This is a genomic window from Streptomyces sp. 4F14 (assembly GCF_048159485.1).
In the GTDB taxonomy this organism is placed as follows: Bacteria; Actinomycetota; Actinomycetes; order Streptomycetales; family Streptomycetaceae; genus Streptomyces.
The window spans coordinates 129,080-152,902 of sequence record NZ_JBLRVY010000020.1 but is presented as its reverse complement, the minus strand read 5'-3'; the positions used below and the strand labels follow the sequence as shown (position 1 = coordinate 152,902).

The following is a 23,823-nucleotide window of genomic DNA, read 5'->3' as shown; positions in this document are numbered from 1 at the left end:
CGCAGCAGGGTGGTCGTGTTCGACCAACCGCATCGGGGGAAGGACCACCATGCTCAAGAACGCCGCCGCCCTTCTGGGTACGGCCGCAGCCGTCACCGGACTGCTCTTCGCGACCACCACGCCCGCCTCCGCGAGCGGGGAGTGGTGCAACAACCAGACCTGCTTCTCCATCAACACGGACGGGCGGTACGTCGGGAAGATCGACGTCAACGTCTGGTCCAGCAACATCAGCAACCGGGACATCAAGACGCACATCTGGAGCACGAACGGTCAGATCAACCTCTGGACCAAGGTCGAGAACGTCCCCGCGTGGACCAGGTACCGCGACTACAAGAACATCAACCAGAACTTCCCGCCCGGGACGCGGATCTGTGTCGAGGGGTGGCATGACGGGCGGAGCGTGGGGCTGCCCTGCGTGACGATCACTGACGGGGGCTGACGGGGGGAGCTGGGCGGGCGGCCCGGTGGGGACGGGGGTTCCGCCGGGCCGTTCGGGCTGGTGGTCGGCCCTGGCTCGGCGTGCGGACAGCTCAGGGCGGCGGGCGATCTCGATCTCCCGGGCCCAGATGAGGACCCGGCTCTGTACGGGCTGAGGAACCGCCACTCGACGGCCTGCGCGAACGCGTCGTCCTTGGTGGCCTGCATTTCTTTCAGGCGGCTGGGAGCGACGACGGCGAGCGTCGCACGCAGGGCCTCCGGCGTCTGCTCGGGACACGGGATCATTCGTCGTACCTCGGGAGGCCGCCCGTCGAGATCGTCCAGTCGGCGATCGTGACGTCCTCGCTGTAGAGGGAGAGAGAAGAGACGTGCGCTTTGGAGCGGACGTTTTGCTGCTCGATGTGCTGGCGGACGATTGCCGATGGTGCTCCGTCGCACGATGGGGAGCAATGCGAGGGCGGCCACAGGTGCCTCCAGCCGTATCCGGCGGGCGGGAACGCCCTTGAGGCTGTTGACTGGCTTTGAGACGGCGACTTTGGGCGGGTGGTGCGCCAGAAAATGAACGTGATCGCGTTCGCTGTTGAACTCCTTCAGGTGCGCCGCGGAGTCATCGCGGGCTGTGCACGGAAGTCTGATCCCATGTCAGCCAGATATGGAAAATAGAACAAACTATCGATCAATTTCGATCTTTGGTACACGGTGCGTGATCTGTGTGCGTAGCGTGGTTGGCATGCAGCTCCGCTACAACTACCGGGCCTACCCCGACGGCTCCCAGCGCCGTGCGCTGGCGAGGGCGTTCGGGTGTGCGCGTGTGGTGTGGAACGACTGCCTGCGTGACCGGAGGGAGGCGCACGCGGCGGGGCTGCCGTATGTGACGTCGGCGGAGTTGTCTCGGCTGCGGATCACTCAGGCCAAGCGCACCGAGGAGCGTGCCTGGCTGGCCGATGTGTCGGCGGTCGTGCTCCAGCAGTCCCTGCGGGATCTGGATTCCGCCTACAAGAACTTCTTCGACAGCCTGACGGGCCAGCGGAAAGGCTGCAAGGTCGGTCCGCCCCGTTTCAAGTCGAAGAAGGACACCCGGCAGTCGGTCCGTTTCAACACCAACGCCTTCTCCCTTCAGGGGAACGGCACGGTGTACGTGGCCAAGGTCGGCAACCTCAAGGTCAAGTGGTCGCGTCGGCTTCCGGCCGCACCCACGTCCCTGACGGTCACCAGGGACAGTTGCGGCCGGTACTTCCTCAGCTTCGTCGTCGACACCGGACCGGACATCCTTCCCGGAGTGGAGACGGAGTGCGGTATCGACCTCGGGCTGTCGGCTTTCGCCGTCCTGTCCGATGGGACGAAGATCGCCAGCCCACGCTTCCTGCGCCGGGCGGAGAAGAAACTCAGGCGCCTCCAGCGGGAGCTTTCCCGCAAGGCCAAGGGATCCAAGAACCGGGCCAAGGCCCGCGTCAAGGTCGCACGCCAGCATGCCAGGGTGGCGGACCGGCGCCGGGACTTCCACCACAAGGTGTCCACACGGATCGTCCGCGACAACCAAGCGGTGTACGTGGAAGACCTCGCGGTGTCCGGCCTGGCCCGTACCCGGCTTGCCAAGTCCGTGCACGACGCGGGATGGTCCGCGTTCGTACGGATGCTGGAGTACAAGGCCGTCAAGCACGGCCGTACGTTCGCCAAGGTGGGCAGGGCCTTCCCGTCCTCGCAGATCTGCTCGGCCTGCGGGTTCCGGGACGGACCCAAACCGTTGCACGTCCGGGAGTGGACGTGCGGCGCGTGCGGCACCGTGCACGACCGTGACCACAATGCGGGCCGCAATGTCCTCTTCGAGGGACGCCGTATCGTCGCCGCCGGGCGGGCGGAGACGCAAAACGCCTCGTGGAGCGCCGGTAAGACGGGCACACGTGCCCGCGCAGCGCGGTGAAGCAGGAAGCCACCGGAAGGGCCGACAGGCGGTCCAGACCGGAATCCCTGGACATCAGGCCAAGGAGCACGTCAATGGTGGTTGACCTCGCGTCGGTCCGAACTTCCGCCCGCCGGAACGCCGTTCCCCGCGAGGCGGTCGAGCCGTAGACCGATCTCTGCCCACACGGTCTTGCGGGGCGTGGGGCCGAACGCGACGCCCCACCTCTCCGTCAGCGCCTCCACCAGCGCGAGGCCCCGGCCCGACTCGCCGTCGTCGATGGGGGGTTGGTGGCGGGGGATGCGGTCGTCGCGGGTGTCGGTGACCTCCAGGCGGAGGGTGTCGCCGGTGACGTACATGGCGACGCGGAAGTCCCTGCCGGGGACGCGGCCGTGGGTCGAGGCGTTGTTGGCGAGCTCGGCGATGACCTGTTGTGCCGGGTACAACGGGAGGCCTCAGGAACGGAGTTGTTCCGTGACGAGGAGTCGGGCCAGGCGGGCGCCCCTGCGGGTGGGGGAGAGTTGGACGCTGAAGGTGCGGGCGGGGATGGAGGTTTGGGGAGATCCATCGTTCATGTCACCCAGGGTGGCGGTGGGTGGCTACCGTTATCGGCTACTTCTCGACTGCGTACGGTGACTGTCTTGGCGCTGTCTAGTGGCGTCTAGGGGGTCTAGGGCGTTGCTTGGGTACCTGGCGTCGCGAGGAGGGCGCTGCGCGGAGTGGAAGGGCGGGCCATGACGGAGAACGTTCAGCAGGTCAACGAGGCCGAGGAGGAGCCGGGTTGGGCTCCTGACCCCGATGACGAGTGGGGCTTGGCGGTGCTGGAGACCGCCGGCCGACAGATCAAGAAGTGGCGTGAGCTGCGGAAGATGCGGGCGGTGCAGTTCGGGAAGCTGGTGAACTACAGCGAGGACATGATCTACAAGATCGAGAGGGGGGAGCGGATTCCGGCGAAGCTGGACTTCTATGACCGGGCGGATGCGGCTCTGGATGCCGGGGGGATGATCTCGGAGCTGAAGGAGAACGTGCAGAAGGTTCGGTACCCGAAGAAGGTGCGGGACCTGAAGGAGCGCGAGGGCAAGGCCGTCGAGATGGGGGTGTACGTCGGGCTGAGTCTGCACGGGCTGTTGCAGACGCCGGAACATGCGCGGGCGCTGTTCGAGGTGTCCCAGTCCGCCTACACGGAGTCGGACCTTCAGAGGCTGGTGGCGGCAAGGATGGCCCGGAAGAGCATCTTCGAGCGGGACCCGGCACCGGCCCTGAGCTTCGTCCAGGAAGAGGTGACTCTGCGCCGACAGGTCGGGGGGACAATGGTCTGGCGGCGTCAGCTCGAACACCTGCTGGAGCTGGCGAAGTTGCGTAACGTGACCTTGCAGATCATGCCGACGAACTCTGGAGCCCACCCGAGGTTGAGCGGCAAGATCGAGGTGCTGAAGTTCGCGGACGGTGCGGCGGTGGGCCGTTCCGAAGGGGCCTTCAACGGCCGTCCCGTCACAGAACCGAAGCAACTACGCATCCTTGAGCTGCGATACAGCACAATCAGGGCGCAGGCTCTCACTCCACGGGAGTCACTGGCCTTCATCGAACAACTGCTGGGAGAAACATGATCGGCAAGGCCCCCGCCAGTGACCTCTCCGAGCTGGCGTGGTTCAAGAGCAGCTACAGCGACGGCCCTGAAGGCGACTCCTGCGTCGAGATCGCGACCACCCCCACCCGCGTACACATCCGCGACTCCAAACTCACCGCCGCCAGCCCCACCTTCCAGGTCACCCCTGCCACCTGGTCCACCTTCATCTCCCACACCACCTCCCACTGACCCCGCGTCGGAAGCGTCGCGCCGCCGTGTTCCGACCGGGAGCCGGCGGCCCCGAGCTGACAGACTGGGGTGACCTGGTCGGCGTGTGGAAAGAGGTGAGCGGTGGAAGGGCCCCGTCTGGAGGAGGTGCGGCTGACCTCGTTCAAGAGCTTCACCGGGCAGCGGTTGCCCTTGCAGGACCTCACCGTGCTGATCGGGCGGAACGGGAGCGGGAAGTCGAACGCGCTGGACGCGTTGATGGTGTTGGCTCGGCTGGCTTCGGGGGAGTCGGTGCGGGATGCGCTGGACGGGCGTGAGGACTCCGTCCGGGGTGGGGTGGAAGGGTGTGCTCCGCTGGGGGAGGACTCGTTCCAGATCGGGTGCCGGGTTCGGCAGGGGGAGGCCGTGTTCGATCTGGACGTCGAGGTCGAGGTGCGGCCCGAGGTGAGGATCGTGCGGGAGGATCTTGTCGCCGTCGAGGGGGTGTCGTACGGGAATCGGCGGTTGGCAGGGCGGCCGTTGCTGCTTGGTGGTTATGGGCATGGACGGTATGGGGTAGGTCGTGTTCAGATCGTTTCGGCAGCCGATCGGCTGCTGATCAGCCAGCTTCCTCCTGCCCAGACGGACAGTGCCACCAAGGCGGAACAGCTGGTGAACGGGGCTGCTCACACTGTCCTCACCGCCCTCCGTGAAGTCTTCCTCCTCGACCCCGTCCCCCACCTCATGCGGAGCTACGTCAACGAGCGGGACTCCGAACTGCGGCGCAGCGCCGACAACTTGAGCGCGGTCGTCGCACGGCTTGCGCAGAGCGAACCGGACGCCTTCCACAGGCTCACGGATCTGGTCGCCGGTATGCCGGAGTACCTGGTCAAGGGGGTCGGGTTCGTCGATACGCCACTCGGCGACGTACAGCTCCTGCTGAGCGAGTCCGGGTACCACGGCGCCGACCACGAAGTCCCCGCCCGCCTCCTCAGCGACGGCATGCTCCGCTTCCTCGCCTTCGGCACCGCCTTCCTCAGCAGCCGACGGCACCTGGTCATCGAGGAGATCGAGAACGGGCTCTATCCGACGCAGGCCGCGCGGGTCCTGGACCTGATGAAGGAGGAGACCCGGCGCCGCCGTATCGACGTCCTCTTCACCACGCACAGCCCGGCACTGCTCAACTCCCTCACCGCCGACGACCATTCAGGCGTCATCGTGTGCAGCCGCGACCCGGGGACCGGCGAAAGCCTGCTGACGCCGCTGCCCGAACTGCCCGGGTACGTCGACCTGTTGGCCGCCGGGGACCTCGGAGACGCCGTCGCCGAGGGGCGGTTGCCCGATGCATGGAGAAACGACGTCAGGCGGGCGTCCGCCGCCTGACCGCAGCCGGTACAGCGCCGTGGGTCCTCCACGAACGGACCTGGAACGCCGACTTCCTGGTCAGCCTCTGCGATGGCGGCTGCACCGGCATGGACCTCGCCGAGCACGCCGTACGCCAGCAACTCGGCACCGGCGACCTCAGCATCGTCGCCGAACGCGACCTGTACGCCTCGCGGTTGCGGGCGGAGGTTCGGATCTGGACGTTGGAGGCGACGATGGGGACGTGGGCGGGGGTGCCTCACTGAGGAGGCGGGTGCCCGTTTCGAGCGAGGCGCTTTCGGCCAAGTTTCGGCGGAATCTTTTCGGTTTCTTCACGTTTCCCGTGCTCCTTGGGGTGCGGTCGATTAATCCCTTGCTGTGCCCCGGTTCCCCCTGGCTACGGTGAGTTCCGCGCATCTGTTCGAAGGAGTCGACCATCCCTTCGTCTGACATGCACATGCCCTATGGGGGGATATTTTTGCGACGCAGATCGTTCACGTCTGCCATCACATCCATTGCCGCCCTGGCCGTCCTGGGCGGCCTCGCCGTACCGACGAGTCAAGCGGCCGAGCAGCGCGTCACCGCCGCCGGTGACTCGTACGAAGGTTTCGACAGCAAGGCCGCGGAGCAGGTGCGCGCGGACCAGTGCGTGGCCTCCGACGCCCTGCGCAAAGGAGGAGCGAATCTCTTCGCGCTCGCGCAGAACGCTCTGACGCTGCCGGACGATCAGCTGCATCAGAAGGTCGTGCGGGACATCACCGACGACAGCACGCCGCTGCACCAGGCGTACCGCGCGGACGCCGCGAGCAGCGACCAGTGGGTGAAGAGGACCAACGACCAGGAACTCGCCTGGAACGGTGCGGTCTCCTCGCTGAGTTTCTACTCGAAGCGGGACGGTGCGTGGGGGATCTTCGAGCGGACCGGGCTGGTGCCGTGGCTGTGGCAGTCCTACTCGAAGTCGATCGACCTGTTCTCGCCGTTCTACGAGCCGTCGCCCACGGCGGACAGGGCGACGAAGACGGCCGCGCTCGCGATCGGCGACCCGTTGTACACCTCCGCGGGCACGTCGGCGGAGCGGGAGGCGTGGAAGCTGTGGCAGAAGAACTCGGGGGAGATCGTCCCCAACGTGCTGTTCGTGCCGAGGGTGTTCGCGGATGACGCGCGGATCTTCCTGGCGTCGGGCGGCTTCCCGCGTACCGGTACGGCCCCGGACAGCCCGGAGTTCCGTATTGCGGTCGAGGACCTGAAGTCCCGTTTCGCGTCGTGCAGTTGGCACTCGCCGATCGACCCGAACCGGGTGCTGGGCAAGGAGGTCGCGCAGGCGTCCGCCGAGTGGCAGCGGGAGATCGCCTCGCAGGCCGCGCCGCGCCAGCAGATCCTCGCGGCGTCCGCGAGCGCGACGAAGGCGTTGCAGGACGGCACGTACACGCTGGGGCAGTTGCTCGGGCAGTCGTGGCTCGCGGACTACGCGACCCGCTGGCAGGACTACTGGGCGGCCGGCGGGGTGGGGTGGATCGGCGAGAGCACGGTGACGGTCGAGGTGCCCGGTGCGAAGGGCAACTGCCTGGACGTCGCGGGCAGCGGCACCGTCAATGGCACGCCCGTACAGATCTATCCGTGCAACGGCAGTTCGGCCCAGCAGTGGACCCTCGAAGGCGGCGCGGGCGCGCTGCATCTGCGCAGCGTCGTCTCGCAGCGGTGCCTGGACGTCGCGGGGAACGCCTCCGGGAACGGCACGAAGATCCAGGTGATGGAGTGCTACAAGACCAACGGGCAGTCCTGGCAAGGCAATCCGCGGGCCACCGCGCCGCTGAAGAGCGTGAGCACGGGCAAGTGCCTGGACCTGGCCAACTTCACCAAGGGCACGGACGCGCGGCTGTGGGACTGCAAGACGCCCGTCCCGGCCGCCCAGAACTTCCTGATCAAGCCGTCCGGCCATCAGGGCGCCGGTAGCCCGTCGTATCCGAAGAAGGCGGAGTTCGACAAGGCGAAGAAGGTCGTCGCCGATGCGCGGGCGGAGGCGAAGAAGCAACTCGCCGCTCTGAAGCCGCAGTTGGAGACCGCCCGTAAGGCGGCCACCGCGTCCGACACGGCACTTCAGGCCGCGTACGGCATCGCTGATGCCGCCGGTGCGCCGCGTGGGCGTGGGCTGCTGGCGGGTCTGCAGAAGGCGCAGGTCGTCAAGGGTTCGGTGGCGGCGTTGACCGCGTTGGTGAAGGCGGGGGAGACCGCCGAGGCGGCGACCCGGGCGGCTGCCGCCGACAGTGAGACCGTCGCGCAGCGGGCGGTGGCGCAGAGCGCGCAGTCCAAGGCGGAGTTCCGGCGGGAGGCCGCGCGGACGGCCGAGGAGCAGGCCAAGGCCGCCTCGGACGCGGCCCTCATGCACCGGGACAACGCGAAGAAGGACAAGGAGACCGCGGAGGCGAAGCTCGCCGTCGCGCTGAAGGCGGAGGGTGACGCGAAGGCCGCCGCTGCCGACGCGCGGGCCAAGCGGCTCGCGGCCGAGGCGGAGGAGAAGACGGCCCTCGCGGAGCAGAAGAACGCTGCCGCGAAGCAGGCCGAGGCCAACCAGCACAAGGAGACGGCCCGGACCGAGGCCGCGAACGCGCAGACGTCCCGGGAGCAGGCTCAGGCCGCCGAGGCGACCGCGTCTGCCCGCCGCGACGACGCGGTGAAGGCCCGCGACAACGCGAAGGCGAAGCGGGACGACGCGTGGGAGGCGGAGCAGAAGGCCGACGCGTTGCGCGCGAAGGCGGACGCGAAGGAGGCGTACGCGCAGTCTCTGGACGCCGGGGACGCCGCTGACGCGGCGCGGGGTGCCGCTGACGAGGCCGACCGGCATGCCGGGGACGCTTCCGCTGCGGCGGGCCGTGCCCGTACGGCCGCCGACGCGGCGACGGAGGCCGCCGCCGATGCCGACGCCGCCGCGACCCGTGCCGAGGCTGCCGCCGGTCGGGCCCGTGCGAACGCGGACGGCGCCCAGGCGGCGAAGCTGCGCGCCGAGGCCGCGGTGAAGACGGCGACCTCCGCCGTCGCGGACGCCATCGAGGCGGCCCGGCACGCGGCTGCCGAAGCCGCTGCGGCCGTCGAGGCCGCCGACCGGGCCGGGGCGCTGGCCCGTACGGCCAAGACCGAGGCGAACGGGGCTCGCGAGGAGGCCGCCCGGGCGGTCGCCGCCTCGGCCAAGGCCGCCGGGTTCGCGTACGTCACCGCCCAGGCCGCCGCCGACGCCGGCGCGGCTGCGGTACAGGTCGCCGACCCCGCCAACGACGCGATCCAGATCGGTTCCGTGTACGCCGACACCGACCCGGCGGCGTCTCTGGTGGTCCTGACCGGGCAGGCGTCCAAGACGATCGCCGAGCAGCAGCGGGCCGTCGCCGAGGCGCACGCGCGCAACGCCGCCGCCGAGGCTTCGGCCGCGAAGAACCTCGCGGACCAGGCGAAGGGGGACGCGAAGCAGGCGTACATCCACGCCGCGAACGCCGCCGGGCACGCCTCGACGGCCCGGGGCTATGCCAAGGAGGCGCTCGGGTACTCGGCGGATGCGGCCAAGGCGGCTGCGGCGGCGTCCGCGTCGCTGACCCGGACGGTCGAGTACGACCGGCAGGCCGCGGCGGATGCGTCTGCCGCCGACGCCGCTGCCGGGCGGGCCGAGGGGTATGCCGCTTCGGCCCGGTCCTCCGCCGACCAGGCCGCGCTCGACGCCTCCGCGGCCCGGGACGCCGCTGCTCAGGCGGAGCAGGCGGCCAAAGACGCCCGCGCCGCCGCCGACCGCGCAGATGTGGCCGCGACCGAGGCTGAGCAGGCCGCGAAGGATGCGGACAAGTACGCGAAGGAGGCGCAGCAGGCAGCGGAGTCCGCCGAACGTAAGGGAGCCAACGAGCAGGTTGCTGCTGGTGCGGGTACCGGTATCGGAGGTGTCTTCTACGTTCTCGATGAAGAGAAGACACAGTTCGTCTCGGCGAAGCAGATCGGTGAGTGCCCGTCCACAGCTCCTCTTGTCGGTTGTGACGCCCGTTACGAGCTGCGTGTGGATGTCGTTGCCGACTTCTATCTGTGCGGAGACAGGGATGCGCTCGCGACGGCTCAGGGCTGCCCCAAGGGGGCTTGGCGCTGGCTCTACGAAACGACCCTGAAAGACCAGGCGACCGAGTGGGCTCACCATTTTTCCGGCGGTGAGATCATCAGAATCGGTTGGCAGAACCTTTTCGGTGAAACGCTCGGCACGGTTCTGTACAACATCATCCTCGGGGACGCGATCAAGTGCTTCCACGGAAGCAAGAGCGCCTGCGCATGGACCGCGGCCATCTTCATTCCGCTCGGCAGACCGCTCGCATCCCTCTCGGATGCCGTCAAGGCATTGGATGCCGCGGTACGGACCGGCATCGGATTCGAGGATGCGTGGAAGGGGCTGCGTGCCCTCAAGCTGTCCGACGACGTAGTCGAGGGCATCGGTGCGAAAATCCTGGACGATCTGGTCAGGACGTGCACGAAAAGCCCGCGCCTGCTGGTGGTTCGCTCCAGTGGGAATGCTTGTGAAGGCATCATTGCGTATGGCTCCACTGAGCTGAGTCGTTTGGCTTATCGAGCCAGGGTTGCGGTCGGGTTCGGCCCGGGAAGGAATGTCGCGGTCGCGCGAGTGCCAGGCTGGAACGACGCCAAGACCGGGGACTTTGTGTACGGATTCAGCAAGGGCAAGGTCAACGGGGAAAAATATCACTCGGAGGATCACATCTTGGATCAACTCAAGGCGAAGGGTTTCAAACCGACCCAGATCGCCGAGTTGTACAGTGAACGAAGCCCTTGCGGAGCCTGTGCGCCTGTACTGGAGTCCGTCCTCAAACCTGGAACCCCGATCAGTTGGTCCGTTCCTCACGGGGAAGGGTCTGCCGCTCTCTTGCAGAAGTACATCCGGGCGTTCGGAGGTTGAGAGAAGGAGAAGTGGTGTCCGAGTACGGTTTCGACTACCACGATGCGTCGGACGAGGTCGTTGCCATCAGGGTTGAACTTGCCGATCAGGCGTGTACCGAGCTGCGGCGGGCGGGCCTGCCCGTGTTTCTGTACGACTCCCGAGTCGAGGAACGTGCCGGTGCGGTGGTCTATGTGGATCGTGGCGCAGATGTGGTGTGCGGCGTGTCGGTGGGGTGGAGTTGCGACCCGGACATGATCCAAGCCGCCGCCGACAGTCTTCAAAGAGGTGATTCAGCAGCGTCGATCAGTAGATATCCCGGAGTGGTCGCCATGCATATGCGTGGTGCGCTGATCGGGATTCTGACGTCAGCCGGGTTTACGGCGGTGGCCGACGACGACCTGAACCCGGACCATGTTCAAGTGCTGGGAAGGGAATCCGTCTGAGGAAGACATGGATACCTGTCGGCGAGATCTGTACCCGGACGTGGTTGCTTCGGGAAGCCTCGGGGCGGCTGTGCGGGAGACCGCGCGGCGGCGTGGACTCGATGCCGGGGTTCCCGTTTGGGCCGCTGATGACGTCACCGTCGAGACGGTGAGGGGGTACGTGTCGGTCGATCCGTCCGACGAGGTGCGGCTCTTTCGGGTGCGCGTCCATATCCCCGATTTCTCCTGGGAGATCGGGGGGACGGACGACCTCGCGCTTCTCGTCGACGTGATCGCCGCGTGGCGGGACGGTGTGCCGCTGGATGTGCTGTCGGCACGGTTCCCCTTCCTGGAGCTGGGGGAACTCGCCGAGGCGCTGGCCCGCGGCGAACCCACCGCTGCCCAGTGGACCGGCCTTCTGTCCTCCGGCTTCGGCCCCGGAGGGCTCCTGCGCCGCCTGCACCGGGACGATGTGCTCCGGACCGCCTTCCCGACGGTCACGCATGGTGCCGTGCGTCTGAGAGTAGACCCGATGAATGCGGCGAGCCGCCAGGTGCTGGTGCGTGAGCTGCGTGAAGGGTGCTACGAGGTCGCGCGGCTTCCTGGCGCGGCCTGGGTGGAGGTCTCGGACACCGGCCTCGTCTCTTGGCTGAGGGCAGCGTTGGACGTTCCGCGGGGCCCAGCCTGACGGATTTGGTGGTTGTGTCCAAAGGGTCCCCTCGGGGGCGGGGCGGTGCCATGATGAGGTGTATGGCTGAGGGGGAAGCAGTGGCCGGATCGGGTGTGCGGGTTCGGCTGGACGGTAGTCGGGGCGACGTCGGGGCGCTGAAGGCGTGGCTGGAGCGGGAGGAGCCGCTCGGGAGGCTGGTGCGTGAGGGGAAGCTGAGGATCGAGGAGCGCGCCCGGGGTGGTGAGGGGCGTGAACACATGGGGGTGGAGCTGGAGTTGGTGCTTCAGCTCGTCGAAGGGGTCGTCGCCACGGGGACGTTGCTGGGGTGGACCAAGCGGTCCGTGGACTCGTGGAAGGAGAACCGGCGGCAGGTGGAGCGGGGGACCACGCTTCCCGAGCCGCGGGTCGAGCCGTTCTCCGGTCCGCGTGCCGAGCCGTTCTCCGGTCCGCGCGCCGAGCCGCTGTCCGAGCCGCCTTCCGGTCCGCGTGCCGAACCTCTCCCCGACCCCCGCATCGAACCGCCCTCCGATCCGTTGGACCCCGATCGGGAATAGCCCGTGAGCGGCTACGACCCGCGTGGCAAGGTCAATCGGGCGCTGATCGTGGGTGTCTCCGAGTACGACCACACCCGGGCGGACGGGGACGAGGACGGTGTGGCCGGGCATCTGCCGGCTGTGCGGCACAACCGCAAGGGGTTCGGGGATGTGCTGCGGCGGGGCGGGGTGTTCGCGCCGGACGCGGTCGCGGCGTACGCCTCGCCTTCGCAGGATGACTTCTCGGAGGCGTTGCGGCGGGCCACGCGGGAGGCGGACGGGCTGCTGCTGTTCTACTTCGCGGGGCACGGGATCGTGTCCACGTCGGGGGAGCAGCTGTTCCTCCAGATGCGCAACGCCCGGCTGGTCCGGGGGAAGGGCGACGCGTTCTCCGGCGCCGTCCGCTTCAGCGACGTCCTCGCCGAACTCGCCGCGAGCAGGGCCGAACGCGTGATGGTGATCCTGGACTGCTGCTACGCGGGCAACGCGGCCGGCCTCTGGCACCGCCTCGACGACCACCGGCGCCGCCGCGAGATCCTGCTCCTGATGAGCGTGCAGTCCAACCGGCTCATCGACCCGGGCGACCACAGCAGGCCCACGCCGTTCACCCATGAGCTGATCCAAGTCCTGGGCGGAGAAGGGGAGTTGTGGCTGTCGGGGGTGTACGAGGGACTGAAGGGGCGGATGCGGGACGCCCAGGTCCGTACGCTCTCCAAGGACGTCCAGGCACCCCAGGCGGAGTGGGAACAGGGCGAGGACGTGCTCCTCGGGGCGACAGGCCGGCCGGCGCCCGCACCCGTACCCCAACAGCCCCCACCCGTACGGAGTTTGCTCCGGCGCGTCAACCGCCTCGCCCTCACCCTCCTGCTGGCCCTCGCCGCGACCGCCACCGGCGCCGGTGCCATCGCCGTCCTCGCCGACGACGATGCCCCCTGCGCCCCGCCCCTGCACTTACGCCTCCTCACCGACCCCGACCTCGAACCCGCCCTGACCGACGCCGCGAACACCTACACCGCGTCGGACGCCAACTCCCGTGACGGCTGCCGGACCAGCGGCATCGGCGTGTACAGCGCCCGCTCCGCCGACGTCGTCAACACCCTGCGGGGCCGTACGGACTTCTGGCAGCGGCCCCGGGACAACGCCGACCCGCAGCGTGACGTCGGCCCGCAGCCCGACATCTGGATCCCCGCGACCCGCGCCGACTTCGACCGGGCGAAACCCGAGCCCGAGGACCGCACCTTCGCCCAACTCGCGCCCGTGGGCGGCCCCTTGGCGTACTCGCCGCTCGTCCTGGCCGCCCCCGGCGCCGACTTCGACCAGCTCACCTCCCGCCCGCTCGCCCGGATGGTCGCCGACGCGGAGGCCGACGGCACCGAAGTCCGGCGCCCCGACCCGGAGTTCACCGATGCCGCACTGCTCGCGACCATGGGCCTGTACGCGGAATCCACCGACACCCGCGCCGCCGAACGCCGGATCGCGCACCCCGGAGCGCTCGCGCGCGGCGGCGTCGACCTGCTGTGCGCGGACGACCGAAGCGCCGCCCTCGTACCGGAGTTCGCCCTGTACGCCGACTGCCCCGGCGGCGGCTGGACCCGCCGCACCGCCCTCTACCCCGACGACGTCCCCGGCCTCGCGCCCCTGTTCGTCCGGGTGACCTGGGACGACGGCGACCGGGACGCCGACGCGCGCGCCGACGCCGTGGAGGGGTTCCGGCGCTGGCTCACCGGGCCGGAGGGGCGCGCGGTGCTCGGCGAACACGGGTTCCGCTCGCCGGACGCCCCCCACCCGCTGCTCGGCACGACCGCGCCCGGCGTCCTGCCCAACCCCGGTGACCTGGGCAGACTCGCCGAGGCGTCCGCGATGGGCGCCGTCCTCGACCGGTACCGCAACGCGCGCGGGCCCGGCCGGGTGCTGTTCCTGCTCGACAGCTCCGGGTCCATGGACAACCTCTGGAAAGGGCCCAGCGGCGGGCCGGGCCTGGTGCAGCAGTCGCTGGGCGGGCTCGGGGAGAAGGGCGACCGGTACGGGGTGTGGGCGGTCGCCGGGACCGGCGGCCGTACGCACACCGAGCTGCTGCCGTTCGGCCAGCACAAGCGAGCCGATGCCGAGCGGGCGTTGACCGCCGCGCGGGCCGCGGGAGTTCAGGACGCCGAAGCCGATCCGCACCGGGCGCTCAGGGACGCGCTGGAGTTCATGCGACGGCAGGGCGCCGACAGCCAACGACCCACGCTCGTCGTCTACTTGACCGACGACGAGGACAACAACCGGCTGTCCGGGCGCAACCTCGACGACCTCCTCGGGCTCGCCCGGGGCGCGAAAGTACCGGTGACCATGGTGTCGCTGGTGACCGGCGGGTGCGAGGCGGGACGGGTCGACGCGGTCATCTCCCTCGCCGCGCAAGGGCGTTGCCTGGACCCGGGAGACGATCTGGGGGCGGCGCTGCGGGACGAGGTCGCGCGGACGGGGACGGGGGAGGGGTGATGGAGAGGAGAGCGCCGATCATGAGAAGGCCGCGGCCCACAACTCCCGTACACCTCACCGCCGTTCTCCTCGCCCTGGCCACCCTCTCCGCCTGCACCCCCACCTCCACCCCCACCCCCGACACCCGCCCCGCCGACCAGTCCTCGCGGCTCATCGTCGTGGCCAGTGGGCGGGACGTCACCGACGGCACCCGGCAGCGCCTCATCGACGCCTGGAACGCCCGGCAGGGTGCCGACGGCTATCAGGCGCAGCTCGTCGAGCTGCCCGGGTCGGCGGATCAGCAACGCGGGCAGCTGCTGGGCGCGTTGCAGTCGGGGAGCGCCTCGTACGACGTCGTCAACCTCGATGTCACCTGGGTGCCGGAGTTCGCCGACGCGGACCTCGTCCAGCCGCTGCCGCAGAGCGCGGTGAGCGATGCCGGGGACATCGTCGAGGCGGTGGACGAGACGTCCATGTGGGACGGGAAGCGGTACGCGGTGCCGTTCAACAGCGATGTGGGGCTGCTGTACTACCGGCGCGACCATGTGGGCGATCTGCGCGCGGGTGCCGGCTGGGACGACGTACTCGACGAGATCGACGCGCTGAACCGGGCGCGGCCCCCGGGCTGGAAGGCCGGCTGGACCACGCAGCTCGCCCCCTACGAAGGGCGGACCGTCAACGCGGTCGAGGCGTTCTCCAGTGCCGTCGAGGGGCTGGAGATCACCGACGGGCGCGGGCGGTACCGGGCCACCGAGGAGCAACTCGGGAAGGGGGTCGCGGAGTTGAAGAGGCGTGCGCTGTCCGCGTACGTCCTGCCGCACGCGTACACCTCCAACGAGGACGCCTCCCTCAGCGACTTCACCCAGGGGCAGACCTCCTTCCTGCGCAACTGGCCTTACGCGTACCCGGCGTTGCGCGCGGCCTTCAAGGACCGGCTCGGGGTCGCGCCGCTGCCCGGCAAGGCCGTCCTCGGCGGCCAGAACCTCGCGATGACCCGGTCCGTATCCGGTGAGAAAGCCCTCAGGGCAACGGAGTTGATCAGGTTCCTCACCGACGACGACAGCGAACGCTGCCTCCTCGAAGCCGGTTTCGCCGCGACCCGCCGCTCTTCCTACGACGAGGCGACCCGCTGCACCCACGTGGACCGCTCCACCGGCGAGGGAGCCGCCCAGAACGCCCGCACCCCCGACCAGATCCACTTCACCCGCGACATCCTCCTCCCCGCCCTCGGCAACGCCGTCCAACGCCCCCGCACCCCCCTGTACGGCGCCGTCACCCAGACCCTCATCGACGAACTGGGCCCCCTCTTCGACAGCCGCACCGACGCGTCCGGAGTCGCCGCAGCCCTTCACGAGGCCCTGGAACGTGAACTGCCCTAGCGGCCCCGATGCCGGTCGTGGATCACCGCGAGGGCGTACGCGATCCGTGGTTCCAGCAGGTCGGGGCGGTGGTGGTAGCGGGAGCGGATGCCTCGGTAGTCGAGGGCGGGGCGGGTGCCGGGGGATCGCCAGCGGGTTCGTTCGGGGGCCTTCAGGTCGTCGAGGTCGAGGTCGGGGTCGGGGAGGTCGTCGAAGAGGAGGGCGAGGGCCAGCATGACGAGGACGTAGAGGAGGACCAAGGGGAACGTGAGGATGTAGAGGTACCAGGCGTAGGACGTGCCCTGGCGGGCCGTGAGGGTGGGGAAGGTGATGACGGTCACCGTCCAGCGGACCCGGCGCGGCCAGGGCAGGAAGCGGCGGGGGTGGCGCATGACGCGGGCCAGGGGCGTGGTGTCGGGGGCCAGGATGTCGTACACGTGCCGGTGGGAGTCCGGGACGGCGGTGATCGTGCAGAGGGGGGTGCCGGAACCGGCGTCATAGAGGGTGTGGAGGGGGTCGCCGGTGAGGGAAGCGGAGGCCAGGGCGAGGGGGGTGGCGTCGGGGACGCGGGTGAGGATCACGTAGGGCAGGTGGTCCCGGGTGACCGAGAATCTGTGCGACGACCGTCTCGGCATGCGTGTCCCCCGCGTTTGAGCTGCGTCACTCTCGGGGTATGCTCCCCGACTCGATTGGCGGAGCCGGTGCCCCGTATGGCAGACTAGCGGGGTTGCTCGGTCGAGTGTTGATGCTGCGCGCCTCCCGCCGGGAGGACCGGAAGCGAGTCCCACAGTACTCGTCGCCTTAACTGCCCAGAAGGGCAGCGCTGGGGCGGACGTACGGGAATCTTTCGGGAAGTGCGGTGCGGCACCGGCCAGGAGCTCGGTGGAAATCCTCGTGAGTGGATGGTCCCGATGGGGACTTTTTGTCAGCGAGGGCGCGACACGCCCGACCGCGTGGGTCGGAGCGGGGAGCACGGAACACCGGGTTCCGGAGCGAAGAGACAGGACTACTGAGTAGCCATGGCGGGACAGAAGATCCGCATCCGGCTCAAGGCCTACGACCACGAGGTCATCGACTCCTCGGCGAAGAAGATCGTCGAGACGGTGACCCGCACTGGTGCGTCGGTCGCGGGCCCGGTGCCGCTGCCCACTGAGAAGAACGTGTACTGCGTCATCAAGTCGCCGCACAAGTACAAGGACTCGCGCGAGCACTTCGAGATGCGCACGCACAAGCGCCTGATCGACATTCTCGACCCGACGCCCAAGACCGTTGACTCTCTGATGCGACTCGACCTCCCGGCCGGTGTCGACATCGAGATCAAGCTCTGAAGGCCGGTGATCTGAGTAATGGCTAAGCAGATCAAGGGCATCCTGGGCGAGAAGCTCGGCATGACGCAGGTGTGGGACGAGAACAACCGTGTTGTTCCGGTCACCGTCGTCAAGGCCGGCCCCAACGTCGTCACCCAGGTCCGCACGAACGACGTCGACGGCTACGAGTCGGTCCAGATCGCCTTCGGCGAGATCGACCCGCGCAAGGTGAACAAGCCCCTCAAGGGCCACTTCGCCAAGGCCGACGTCACGCCCCGTCGCCACCTCGTCGAGATCCGCACCGCGGACGCCTCCGAGTACACGCTGGGCCAGGAGATCTCCGCCGAGGTCTTCGAGGCCGGCGTGAAGGTCGACGTCACCGGCAAGAGCAAGGGCAAGGGCTTCGCCGGTGTCATGAAGCGTCACAACTTCAAGGGCCTCGGCGCCGGTCACGGCACCCAGCGCAAGCACCGCTCGCCCGGCTCCATCGGTGGCTGCGCCACCCCGGGCCGCGTGTTCAAGGGCCTCCGCATGGCGGGTCGCATGGGCAACGAGCGCGTCACCACCCAGAACCTGACCGTCCACGCCGTTGACGCGGAGAAGGGTCTGCTGCTCATCAAGGGCGCTGTCCCCGGTCCGAACGGCGGCCTCGTCCTGGTCCGCACCGCGGCCAAGGGGGCCTGAGGTACCGATGAGCACTGTTGACATCCTTTCGCCTGCCGGCGAGAAGACCGGAAGCGTCGAACTCCCCGCGGAGATCTTCGGCGTGGAGAAGGTCAGCATCCCGCTGATCCACCAGGTCGTCGTCGCGCAGAACGCGGCTGCCCGCCAGGGCACGCACAAGACCAAGACCCGTGGCGAAGTCCGTGGTGGTGGCAAGAAGCCTTACCGCCAGAAGGGCACCGGCCGCGCCCGTCAGGGCTCGACCCGCGCGCCGCAGTTCGCCGGCGGTGGCGTCGTGCACGGCCCCCAGCCGCGCGACTACTCGCAGCGGACGCCCAAGAAGATGAAGGCCGCGGCCCTGCGCCACGCCCTCACCGACCGGGCCCGCCACAACCGCATCCACGTCGTCACCGGCGTGATCGCGGGCGAGACCCCCTCCACGAAGGCCGCCAAGACGCTGTTCGGCAAGATCTCGGAGCGCAAGAACCTGCTCCTGGTCGTCGACCGCGCCGACGAGGCCGCGTGGCTGTCCGCCCGCAACCTGCCCCAGGTGCACATCCTGGAGCCGGGCCAGCTGAACACGTACGACGTGATCGTTTCGGACGACGTGGTCTTCACCCAGGCCGCGCTTGAGTCCTTCGTGTCCGGCCCGAAGGCCAATGACATCGAAGGGACTGAGGTCTGATGGCCATCCGTCACCCCTCCATCGCCGCCAAGGCCGCCAAGGCCGCGAAGGCCGCGCGCGTCGCCAAGGCGAAGCGCCACGAGGCCGAGGGCAAGAACACCGTCGTCACTCCGGTCAGCAAGTCCTTCACGGACCCCCGTGACGTGCTGCTGAAGCCGGTCGTGTCGGAGAAGAGCTACGCGCTCCTCGACGAGGGCAAGTACACCTTCATCGTCGCGCCCGGCTCCAACAAGACCCAGATCAAGCAGGCCGTCCAGGCGGTCTTCTCGGTCAAGGTCACCGGCGTCAACACGATCAACCGCCAGGGCAAGCGCAAGCGCACCAAGACCGGTTTCGGTAAGCGTGCCGACAGCAAGCGCGCGATCGTGACCCTGGCCGAGGGCGACCGTATCGACATCTTCGGCGGTCCGACCGCGTAAGCGGGTCGGATCGTCCGATATCGGACGAGGACTGAGAAATGGGAATCCGCAAGTACAAGCCGACTACGCCGGGCCGTCGTGGCTCCAGCGTCGCCGACTTCGTCGAGGTCACGCGGTCCACGCCGGAGAAGTCGCTGGTCCGCCCGCTGCACAGCAAGGGCGGTCGTAACAACTCCGGTCGTGTGACCGTTCGCCACCAGGGTGGCGGACACAAGCGCGCCTACCGCGTGATCGACTTCCGTCGTCACGACAAGGACGGCGTGCCGGCGAAGGTCGCGCACATCGAGTACGACCCCAACCGCACCGCGCGCATCGCGCTGCTGCACTACGCCGACGGCGAGAAGCGCTACATCCTCGCCCCGCGCAACCTCCAGCAGGGCGACCGCGTCGAGAACGGTGCCGGGGCCGACATCAAGCCCGGCAACAACCTGGCGCTGCGCAACATCCCGGTCGGTACCACGATCCACGCGATCGAGCTCCGCCCCGGTGGCGGCGCCAAGTTCGCCCGCTCCGCCGGTACCTCGGTGCAGCTGCTCGCGAAGGAGGGCTCGATGGCCCACCTTCGCATGCCGTCCGGTGAGATCCGCCTGGTCGACCAGCGCTGCCGCGCCACGGTCGGCGAGGTCGGCAACGCCGAGCAGAGCAACATCAACTGGGGCAAGGCCGGCCGTAAGCGCTGGTTGGGCGTCCGCCCGACCGTGCGTGGTGTGGCGATGAACCCGGTCGACCACCCGCACGGTGGTGGTGAGGGCAAGACCTCCGGTGGTCGCCACCCGGTCTCCCCGTGGGGTCAGAAGGAAGGTCGTACTCGTTCGCCCAAGAAGGCGTCGAACAAGTACATCGTCCGCCGCCGCAAGACGAACAAGAAGCGCTAGGAGCGGGTTTAGATGCCGCGCAGTCTCAAGAAGGGACCCTTCGTCGACGGCCACCTGATCAAAAAGGTGGACGCCCAGAACGAAGCCGGTTCCAAGAACGTCATCAAGACCTGGTCCCGTCGCTCGATGATCATCCCCAGCATGCTGGGTCACACGATCGCGGTGCACAACGGCAAGACCCACATCCCGGTGTTCGTCACCGAGTCGATGGTCGGCCACAAGCTCGGCGAGTTCTCGCCGACGCGCACCTTCCGGGGTCACGTCAAGGACGACCGGAAGTCGAAGCGCCGCTAGCAGCGGATCGCATCAGACACGTAAGTAACTGAGAGGGACAACCATGGAAGCCAGGGCCCAGGCGCGGTACATCCGCGTTACGCCCATGAAGGCCCGCCGCGTGGTGGACCTTATCCGTGGCATGGACGCCACGGAGGCTCAGGCGGTCCTGCGATTCGCCCCGCAGGCCGCTTCCGAGCCCGTCGGCAAGGTGCTGGACAGCGCCATCGCCAACGCCGCTCACAACTACGACCACACCGACGCCACGTCGCTGTTCATCAGCGAGGCGTACGTCGACGAGGGCCCGACCCTGAAGCGGTTCCGTCCGCGCGCCCAGGGCCGTGCCTACCGGATCCGCAAGCGGACCAGCCACATCACCGTGGTCGTCAGCAGCAAGGAAGGAACCCGGTAATGGGCCAGAAGGTTAACCCGCATGGGTTCCGGCTCGGCATCACCACGGACTTCAAGTCCCGGTGGTACGCCGACAAGTCGTACAAGGAGTACGTCGGCGAGGACGTCGCCATCCGTCGGATGATGACGTCCGGCATGGAGCGCGCCGGTATCTCGAAGGTGGAGATCGAGCGCACCCGTGACCGCGTCCGGGTGGACATCCACACCGCGCGTCCCGGCATCGTCATCGGCCGCCGCGGCGCCGAGGCCGACCGCATCCGCGGTGACCTGGAGAAGCTGACCAAGAAGCAGGTCCAGCTCAACATCCTTGAGGTCAAGAACCCGGAGACGGACGCTCAGCTGGTGGCCCAGGCCGTCGCCGAGCAGCTCTCCTCCCGCGTCTCCTTCCGTCGGGCCATGCGCAAGAGCATGCAGTCCGCCATGAAGGCCGGCGCCAAGGGCATCAAGATCCAGTGCGGTGGCCGTCTCGGCGGCGCCGAGATGTCCCGCTCGGAGTTCTACCGCGAGGGCCGTGTGCCCCTGCACACGCTCCGCGCGAACGTCGACTACGGCTTCTTCGAGGCCAAGACGACCTTCGGCCGGATCGGTGTGAAGGTCTGGATCTACAAGGGCGACGTCAAGAACATCGCCGAGGTCCGCGCCGAGAACGCCGCCGCCCGCGCCGGCAACCGTCCGGCCCGTGGCGGTGGCAACGACCGCCCGGCCCGCGGTGGTCGCGGTGGCGAGCGTGGCGGTCGCGGCCGTAAGCCGCAGCAGGCTGCCGGCGCCGAGGCCCCCGTGGCCGAGGCCCCCGCCGCCGCTCCGGCCGAGAGCACCGGAACGGAGAGCTGACCGACATGCTGATCCCCCGTAGGGTCAAGCACCGTAAGCAGCACCACCCCAAGCGGGACGGCGCTGCCAAGGGCGGCACGCAGGTGTCGTTCGGCGAGTACGGCATTCAGGCCATCACCCCGGCCTACGTGACGAACCGTCAGATCGAGGCCGCTCGTATCGCCATGACGCGTCACATCAAGCGTGGCGGCAAGGTCTGGATCAACATCTACCCGGACCGTCCCCTCACCAAGAAGCCCGCCGAGACCCGCATGGGTTCCGGTAAGGGTTCCCCGGAGTGGTGGATCGCCAACGTCAAGCCCGGACGCGTGATGTTCGAGCTGTCGTACCCCAACGAGAAGATCGCCCGTGAGGCGCTGACCCGCGCGGCCCACAAGCTGCCGATGAAGTGCCGGATCGTCAAGCGCGAGGCAGGTGAAGCGTGATGTCGGCCGGTACCAAGGCGTCCGAGCTGCGCGAGCTGGGCAACGAGGAGCTTCTCGCGAAGCTCCGCGAGGCCAAGGAAGAGCTGTTCAACCTCCGCTTCCAGGCGGCGACGGGTCAGCTCGAGAACCACGGCCGGCTGAAGGCCGTCCGTAAGGACATCGCGCGGATCTACACCCTGATGCGTGAGCGCGAGCTGGGCATCGAGACGGTGGAGAGCGCCTGATGAGCGAGAACAACGTGACTGAGCAGACCGCAGAGGCCCGCGGCTTCCGCAAGACCCGTGAGGGTCTCGTCGTCAGCGACAAGATGGACAAGACCGTCGTCGTCGCCGTCGAGGACCGCGTCAAGCACGCTCTGTACGGCAAGGTCATCCGCCGTACGAACAAGCTCAAGGCCCACGACGAGCAGAACGCCGCCGGCGTCGGCGACCGTGTCCTCCTGATGGAGACCCGGCCGCTGTCCGCCACGAAGCGGTGGCGCGTCGTCGAGATCCTCGAAAAGGCCAAGTAAATCTCCTGCGGGCATCCCCGCAGGACGGTTCCGCCAGGCTCCGGGAGCCGCTCGCTGAGCGGCTCCCGGGGAACCGGCAGACACACAGGAGATAGACGTGATCCAGCAGGAGTCGCGACTGCGCGTCGCCGACAACACTGGTGCGAAGGAAATCCTTTGCATCCGTGTGCTCGGTGGCTCCGGTCGCCGCTACGCGGGCATCGGTGACGTCATCGTTGCCACCGTCAAGGACGCGATCCCGGGCGGCAACGTGAAGAAGGGCGACGTCGTCAAGGCGGTCGTCGTGCGCACCGTCAAGGAGCGCCGTCGTCCGGACGGCTCGTACATCCGCTTCGACGAGAACGCCGCCGTCATTCTGAAGAACGACGGTGACCCTCGTGGTACCCGCATCTTCGGCCCCGTCGGGCGTGAGCTGCGCGAGAAGAAGTTCATGAAGATCATCTCGCTGGCTCCGGAGGTGCTGTAAGCATGAAGATCAAGAAGGGCGACCTGGTCCAGGTCATCACCGGTAAGGACAAGGGCAAGCAGGGCAAGGTCATCGCGGCCTTCCCCCGCGAGGACCGCGTCCTGGTCGAGGGTGTCAACCGGGTCAAGAAGCACACCAAGGCCGGCCCGACCGCCAGCGGCTCGCAGGCCGGCGGCATCGTCACGACCGAGGCTCCGATCCACGTCTCCAACGTCCAGCTGGTCGTGGAGAAGGACGGCAAGAAGGTCGTCACGCGTGTCGGTTACCGCTTCGACGACGAGGGCAACAAGGTTCGCGTTGCCAAGCGGACGGGTGAGGACATCTGATGGCTACCACCACCACTCCGCGTCTCAAGACGAAGTACCGCGAGGAGATCGCGGGCAAGCTGCACGACGAGTTCAAGTACGAGAACGTCATGCAGATCCCCGGCCTCGTGAAGATCGTGGTCAACATGGGTGTCGGCGACGCCGCCCGTGACTCGAAGCTGATCGAGGGCGCGATCCGCGACCTCTCCACGATCACCGGCCAGAAGCCGCAGGTCACCAAGGCCCGCAAGTCCATCGCGCAGTTCAAGCTGCGTGAGGGCCAGCCGATCGGTGCCCACGTCACGCTCCGTGGCGACCGCATGTGGGAGTTCCTGGACCGCACCCTGTCGCTCGCGCTCCCGCGCATCCGCGACTTCCGCGGTCTGTCCCCCAAGCAGTTCGACGGCCGTGGCAACTACACCTTCGGTCTCACGGAGCAGGTCATGTTCCACGAGATCGACCAGGACAAGATCGACCGCGTCCGGGGTATGGACATCACCGTGGTCACCACGGCGACCAACGACGCTGAGGGCCGCGCGCTCCTTCGTCACCTCGGCTTCCCCTTCAAGGAGGCGTGAGCGAGATGGCGAAGAAGGCTCTGATCGCTAAGGCTGCTCGCAAGCCGAAGTTCGGTGTGCGCGCGTACACCCGCTGCCAGCGCTGCGGTCGTCCGCACTCCGTGTACCGCAAGTTCGGCCTGTGCCGTGTGTGCCTTCGTGAGATGGCTCACCGCGGCGAGCTGCCGGGCGTGACCAAGAGCTCCTGGTAGTCCCGTACTTCGGGATTCCAGAGGCTCTCGGTAAGCACTGGGCGTGTCAGGTGC

27 protein-coding genes and 3 pseudogenes are annotated in these 23,823 nt (G+C 68.3%); 27 read left to right on the top strand and 3 right to left on the bottom strand.

What is annotated here, in order from left to right; all coding sequences use genetic code 11:
* Positions 1 to 49 precede the first annotated feature (49 nt).
* A complete protein-coding gene (locus tag ACLZOT_RS30850) occupies positions 50 to 439 on the top strand; it encodes a hypothetical protein (RefSeq protein WP_416972393.1) in 390 nt (129 codons plus the stop codon).
* 63 nt (positions 440 to 502) lie between these two features.
* On the opposite strand, the pseudogene ACLZOT_RS30845 reads toward ACLZOT_RS30850, so the two are convergent.
* A pseudogene (locus tag ACLZOT_RS30845) lies at positions 503 to 723 on the bottom strand (hypothetical protein); the annotation flags it as partial.
* Between the two features lie 445 nt (positions 724 to 1,168).
* On the opposite strand from ACLZOT_RS30845, the pseudogene ACLZOT_RS30840 reads away from it, so the two are divergent.
* Positions 1,169 to 2,444, top strand: a pseudogene (locus ACLZOT_RS30840) (RNA-guided endonuclease InsQ/TnpB family protein).
* On the opposite strand, the pseudogene ACLZOT_RS30835 reads toward ACLZOT_RS30840, so the two are convergent.
* Positions 2,431 to 2,913, bottom strand: a pseudogene (locus ACLZOT_RS30835) (ATP-binding protein). The pseudogenes ACLZOT_RS30840 and ACLZOT_RS30835 sit on opposite strands and share 14 nt — an antisense overlap.
* A gap of 159 nt (positions 2,914 to 3,072) precedes the next feature.
* On the opposite strand from ACLZOT_RS30835, the gene ACLZOT_RS30830 reads away from it, so the two are divergent.
* From ACLZOT_RS30830 to ACLZOT_RS30785, 10 genes are all read left to right on the top strand, one after another.
* On the top strand, positions 3,073 to 3,945 hold the full coding sequence (locus ACLZOT_RS30830) for a helix-turn-helix domain-containing protein (RefSeq protein ID WP_416972392.1): 873 nt from the start codon (positions 3,073 to 3,075) through the stop codon (positions 3,943 to 3,945).
* The gene (locus ACLZOT_RS30825) at positions 3,942 to 4,154 is read left to right on the top strand and encodes a DUF397 domain-containing protein (protein ID WP_416972391.1); all 213 of its coding nucleotides are present in this window, start codon (positions 3,942 to 3,944) and stop codon (positions 4,152 to 4,154) included. The genes ACLZOT_RS30830 and ACLZOT_RS30825 overlap by 4 nt, the downstream gene beginning before the upstream one ends.
* Before the next feature lie 102 nt (positions 4,155 to 4,256).
* Positions 4,257 to 5,495, top strand: a complete 1,239-nt coding sequence (locus tag ACLZOT_RS30820; protein ID WP_416972390.1) for an AAA family ATPase — start codon at positions 4,257 to 4,259, stop codon at positions 5,493 to 5,495.
* Positions 5,459 to 5,740: a hypothetical protein gene (locus tag ACLZOT_RS30815; protein WP_416972389.1), complete on the top strand. Its 282-nt coding sequence runs from the start codon at positions 5,459 to 5,461 to the stop codon at positions 5,738 to 5,740. Before ACLZOT_RS30820 ends, ACLZOT_RS30815 begins: the two co-directional genes overlap by 37 nt.
* A gap of 185 nt (positions 5,741 to 5,925) precedes the next feature.
* On the top strand, positions 5,926 to 10,404 hold the full coding sequence (locus ACLZOT_RS30810) for an RICIN domain-containing protein (protein WP_416972388.1): 4,479 nt from the start codon (positions 5,926 to 5,928) through the stop codon (positions 10,402 to 10,404).
* 14 nt (positions 10,405 to 10,418) lie between these two features.
* Positions 10,419 to 10,829, top strand: coding sequence for a hypothetical protein (locus ACLZOT_RS30805; protein ID WP_416972387.1), 411 nt, complete (start codon positions 10,419 to 10,421; stop codon positions 10,827 to 10,829).
* 70 nt (positions 10,830 to 10,899) lie between these two features.
* Positions 10,900 to 11,496: a hypothetical protein gene (locus ACLZOT_RS30800; RefSeq protein ID WP_416972386.1), complete on the top strand. Its 597-nt coding sequence runs from the start codon at positions 10,900 to 10,902 to the stop codon at positions 11,494 to 11,496.
* Positions 11,497 to 11,558: 62 nt separating this feature from the next.
* Positions 11,559 to 12,032 carry a hypothetical protein gene (locus tag ACLZOT_RS30795; RefSeq protein WP_416972385.1) on the top strand — a complete coding sequence of 158 codons (474 nt, stop codon included), beginning with the start codon at positions 11,559 to 11,561 and terminating at the stop codon, positions 12,030 to 12,032.
* 3 nt (positions 12,033 to 12,035) lie between these two features.
* Entirely contained in the window at positions 12,036 to 14,492 is a 2,457-nt protein-coding gene (locus ACLZOT_RS30790; protein ID WP_416972384.1) for a caspase family protein, read from the top strand.
* Positions 14,493 to 14,512: 20 nt separating this feature from the next.
* A complete protein-coding gene (locus ACLZOT_RS30785; RefSeq protein ID WP_416972383.1) occupies positions 14,513 to 15,850 on the top strand; it encodes an extracellular solute-binding protein in 1,338 nt (445 codons plus the stop codon).
* Here the strand turns inward: ACLZOT_RS30785 and ACLZOT_RS30780 are convergent.
* On the bottom strand, positions 15,847 to 16,464 hold the full coding sequence (locus tag ACLZOT_RS30780) for a hypothetical protein (protein ID WP_416972382.1): 618 nt from the start codon (positions 16,462 to 16,464) through the stop codon (positions 15,847 to 15,849). The two genes, ACLZOT_RS30785 and ACLZOT_RS30780, sit on opposite strands and share 4 nt — an antisense overlap.
* A gap of 384 nt (positions 16,465 to 16,848) precedes the next feature.
* On the opposite strand from ACLZOT_RS30780, the gene rpsJ reads away from it, so the two are divergent.
* From rpsJ to ACLZOT_RS30705, 15 genes are all read left to right on the top strand, one after another.
* Positions 16,849 to 17,157 (top strand): 30S ribosomal protein S10, encoded by a 309-nt coding sequence (rpsJ, locus tag ACLZOT_RS30775; RefSeq protein WP_003948644.1) that lies wholly within the window; start codon positions 16,849 to 16,851, stop codon positions 17,155 to 17,157.
* 18 nt (positions 17,158 to 17,175) lie between these two features.
* A complete protein-coding gene (rplC, locus tag ACLZOT_RS30770; protein ID WP_005481233.1) occupies positions 17,176 to 17,820 on the top strand; it encodes a 50S ribosomal protein L3 in 645 nt (214 codons plus the stop codon).
* Positions 17,821 to 17,827: 7 nt separating this feature from the next.
* Positions 17,828 to 18,484 carry a 50S ribosomal protein L4 gene (gene rplD, locus ACLZOT_RS30765; protein ID WP_416972381.1) on the top strand — a complete coding sequence of 219 codons (657 nt, stop codon included), beginning with the start codon at positions 17,828 to 17,830 and terminating at the stop codon, positions 18,482 to 18,484.
* Positions 18,484 to 18,903, top strand: coding sequence for a 50S ribosomal protein L23 (rplW, locus tag ACLZOT_RS30760; RefSeq protein WP_416972380.1), 420 nt, complete (start codon positions 18,484 to 18,486; stop codon positions 18,901 to 18,903). The genes rplD and rplW overlap by 1 nt, the downstream gene beginning before the upstream one ends.
* Before the next feature lie 38 nt (positions 18,904 to 18,941).
* Positions 18,942 to 19,778, top strand: coding sequence for a 50S ribosomal protein L2 (gene rplB, locus ACLZOT_RS30755; protein WP_355869329.1), 837 nt, complete (start codon positions 18,942 to 18,944; stop codon positions 19,776 to 19,778).
* 12 nt (positions 19,779 to 19,790) lie between these two features.
* Positions 19,791 to 20,072 carry a 30S ribosomal protein S19 gene (gene rpsS, locus ACLZOT_RS30750; RefSeq protein ID WP_416972379.1) on the top strand — a complete coding sequence of 94 codons (282 nt, stop codon included), beginning with the start codon at positions 19,791 to 19,793 and terminating at the stop codon, positions 20,070 to 20,072.
* A 43-nt stretch (positions 20,073 to 20,115) separates the two neighbouring features.
* Complete coding sequence (gene rplV / locus ACLZOT_RS30745) at positions 20,116 to 20,463, top strand: 50S ribosomal protein L22 (RefSeq protein WP_055718839.1); 348 nt, start codon at positions 20,116 to 20,118, stop codon at positions 20,461 to 20,463.
* Positions 20,463 to 21,293, top strand: coding sequence for a 30S ribosomal protein S3 (gene rpsC, locus ACLZOT_RS30740; RefSeq protein WP_416972378.1), 831 nt, complete (start codon positions 20,463 to 20,465; stop codon positions 21,291 to 21,293). The genes rplV and rpsC overlap by 1 nt, the downstream gene beginning before the upstream one ends.
* 5 nt (positions 21,294 to 21,298) lie before the next feature.
* Complete coding sequence (gene rplP / locus ACLZOT_RS30735; RefSeq protein WP_055718837.1) at positions 21,299 to 21,718, top strand: 50S ribosomal protein L16; 420 nt, start codon at positions 21,299 to 21,301, stop codon at positions 21,716 to 21,718.
* Positions 21,718 to 21,942: a 50S ribosomal protein L29 gene (rpmC, locus tag ACLZOT_RS30730; protein ID WP_003974259.1), complete on the top strand. Its 225-nt coding sequence runs from the start codon at positions 21,718 to 21,720 to the stop codon at positions 21,940 to 21,942. The genes rplP and rpmC overlap by 1 nt, the downstream gene beginning before the upstream one ends.
* Entirely contained in the window at positions 21,942 to 22,229 is a 288-nt protein-coding gene (gene rpsQ / locus ACLZOT_RS30725) for a 30S ribosomal protein S17 (RefSeq protein ID WP_009327090.1), read from the top strand. Before rpmC ends, rpsQ begins: the two co-directional genes overlap by 1 nt.
* A gap of 97 nt (positions 22,230 to 22,326) precedes the next feature.
* Positions 22,327 to 22,695, top strand: a complete 369-nt coding sequence (gene rplN / locus ACLZOT_RS30720) for a 50S ribosomal protein L14 (RefSeq protein ID WP_055718836.1) — start codon at positions 22,327 to 22,329, stop codon at positions 22,693 to 22,695.
* Positions 22,696 to 22,697: 2 nt separating this feature from the next.
* Entirely contained in the window at positions 22,698 to 23,021 is a 324-nt protein-coding gene (gene rplX, locus ACLZOT_RS30715) for a 50S ribosomal protein L24 (RefSeq protein ID WP_045559456.1), read from the top strand.
* Positions 23,021 to 23,578, top strand: a complete 558-nt coding sequence (gene rplE / locus ACLZOT_RS30710; protein WP_416972377.1) for a 50S ribosomal protein L5 — start codon at positions 23,021 to 23,023, stop codon at positions 23,576 to 23,578. The genes rplX and rplE overlap by 1 nt, the downstream gene beginning before the upstream one ends.
* 5 nt (positions 23,579 to 23,583) lie before the next feature.
* On the top strand, positions 23,584 to 23,769 hold the full coding sequence (locus ACLZOT_RS30705) for a type Z 30S ribosomal protein S14 (RefSeq protein WP_003956452.1): 186 nt from the start codon (positions 23,584 to 23,586) through the stop codon (positions 23,767 to 23,769).
* Positions 23,770 to 23,823: the final 54 nt, after the last annotated feature.

Bases quoted from the DNA above. Each gene is read 5' to 3' on its own strand.
- ACLZOT_RS30780 (WP_416972382.1), bottom strand. From the start codon at position 16,464: ATGCCGAGACGGTCGTCGCACAGATTCTCGGTCACCCGGGACCACCTG.
- ACLZOT_RS30810 (WP_416972388.1), top strand. From the start codon at position 5,926: ATGCACATGCCCTATGGGGGGATATTTTTGCGACGCAGATCGTTCACG.
- rpsS (WP_416972379.1), top strand. From the start codon at position 19,791: ATGCCGCGCAGTCTCAAGAAGGGACCCTTCGTCGACGGCCACCTGATC.
- rpsJ (WP_003948644.1), top strand. From the start codon at position 16,849: ATGGCGGGACAGAAGATCCGCATCCGGCTCAAGGCCTACGACCACGAG.
- ACLZOT_RS30815 (WP_416972389.1), top strand. From the start codon at position 5,459: ATGGAGAAACGACGTCAGGCGGGCGTCCGCCGCCTGACCGCAGCCGGT.
- ACLZOT_RS30705 (WP_003956452.1), top strand. From the start codon at position 23,584: ATGGCGAAGAAGGCTCTGATCGCTAAGGCTGCTCGCAAGCCGAAGTTC.
- rpsC (WP_416972378.1), top strand. From the start codon at position 20,463: ATGGGCCAGAAGGTTAACCCGCATGGGTTCCGGCTCGGCATCACCACG.
- rplB (WP_355869329.1), top strand. From the start codon at position 18,942: ATGGGAATCCGCAAGTACAAGCCGACTACGCCGGGCCGTCGTGGCTCC.
- rplP (WP_055718837.1), top strand. From the start codon at position 21,299: ATGCTGATCCCCCGTAGGGTCAAGCACCGTAAGCAGCACCACCCCAAG.
- ACLZOT_RS30795 (WP_416972385.1), top strand. From the start codon at position 11,559: ATGGCTGAGGGGGAAGCAGTGGCCGGATCGGGTGTGCGGGTTCGGCTG.
- ACLZOT_RS30785 (WP_416972383.1), top strand. From the start codon at position 14,513: ATGAGAAGGCCGCGGCCCACAACTCCCGTACACCTCACCGCCGTTCTC.
- rplC (WP_005481233.1), top strand. From the start codon at position 17,176: ATGGCTAAGCAGATCAAGGGCATCCTGGGCGAGAAGCTCGGCATGACG.
- rpmC (WP_003974259.1), top strand. From the start codon at position 21,718: ATGTCGGCCGGTACCAAGGCGTCCGAGCTGCGCGAGCTGGGCAACGAG.
- ACLZOT_RS30830 (WP_416972392.1), top strand. From the start codon at position 3,073: ATGACGGAGAACGTTCAGCAGGTCAACGAGGCCGAGGAGGAGCCGGGT.
- rplV (WP_055718839.1), top strand. From the start codon at position 20,116: ATGGAAGCCAGGGCCCAGGCGCGGTACATCCGCGTTACGCCCATGAAG.
- rplX (WP_045559456.1), top strand. From the start codon at position 22,698: ATGAAGATCAAGAAGGGCGACCTGGTCCAGGTCATCACCGGTAAGGAC.
- rplE (WP_416972377.1), top strand. From the start codon at position 23,021: ATGGCTACCACCACCACTCCGCGTCTCAAGACGAAGTACCGCGAGGAG.
- ACLZOT_RS30825 (WP_416972391.1), top strand. From the start codon at position 3,942: ATGATCGGCAAGGCCCCCGCCAGTGACCTCTCCGAGCTGGCGTGGTTC.
- rpsQ (WP_009327090.1), top strand. From the start codon at position 21,942: ATGAGCGAGAACAACGTGACTGAGCAGACCGCAGAGGCCCGCGGCTTC.
- rplD (WP_416972381.1), top strand. From the start codon at position 17,828: ATGAGCACTGTTGACATCCTTTCGCCTGCCGGCGAGAAGACCGGAAGC.
- ACLZOT_RS30850 (WP_416972393.1), top strand. From the start codon at position 50: ATGCTCAAGAACGCCGCCGCCCTTCTGGGTACGGCCGCAGCCGTCACC.
- rplW (WP_416972380.1), top strand. From the start codon at position 18,484: ATGGCCATCCGTCACCCCTCCATCGCCGCCAAGGCCGCCAAGGCCGCG.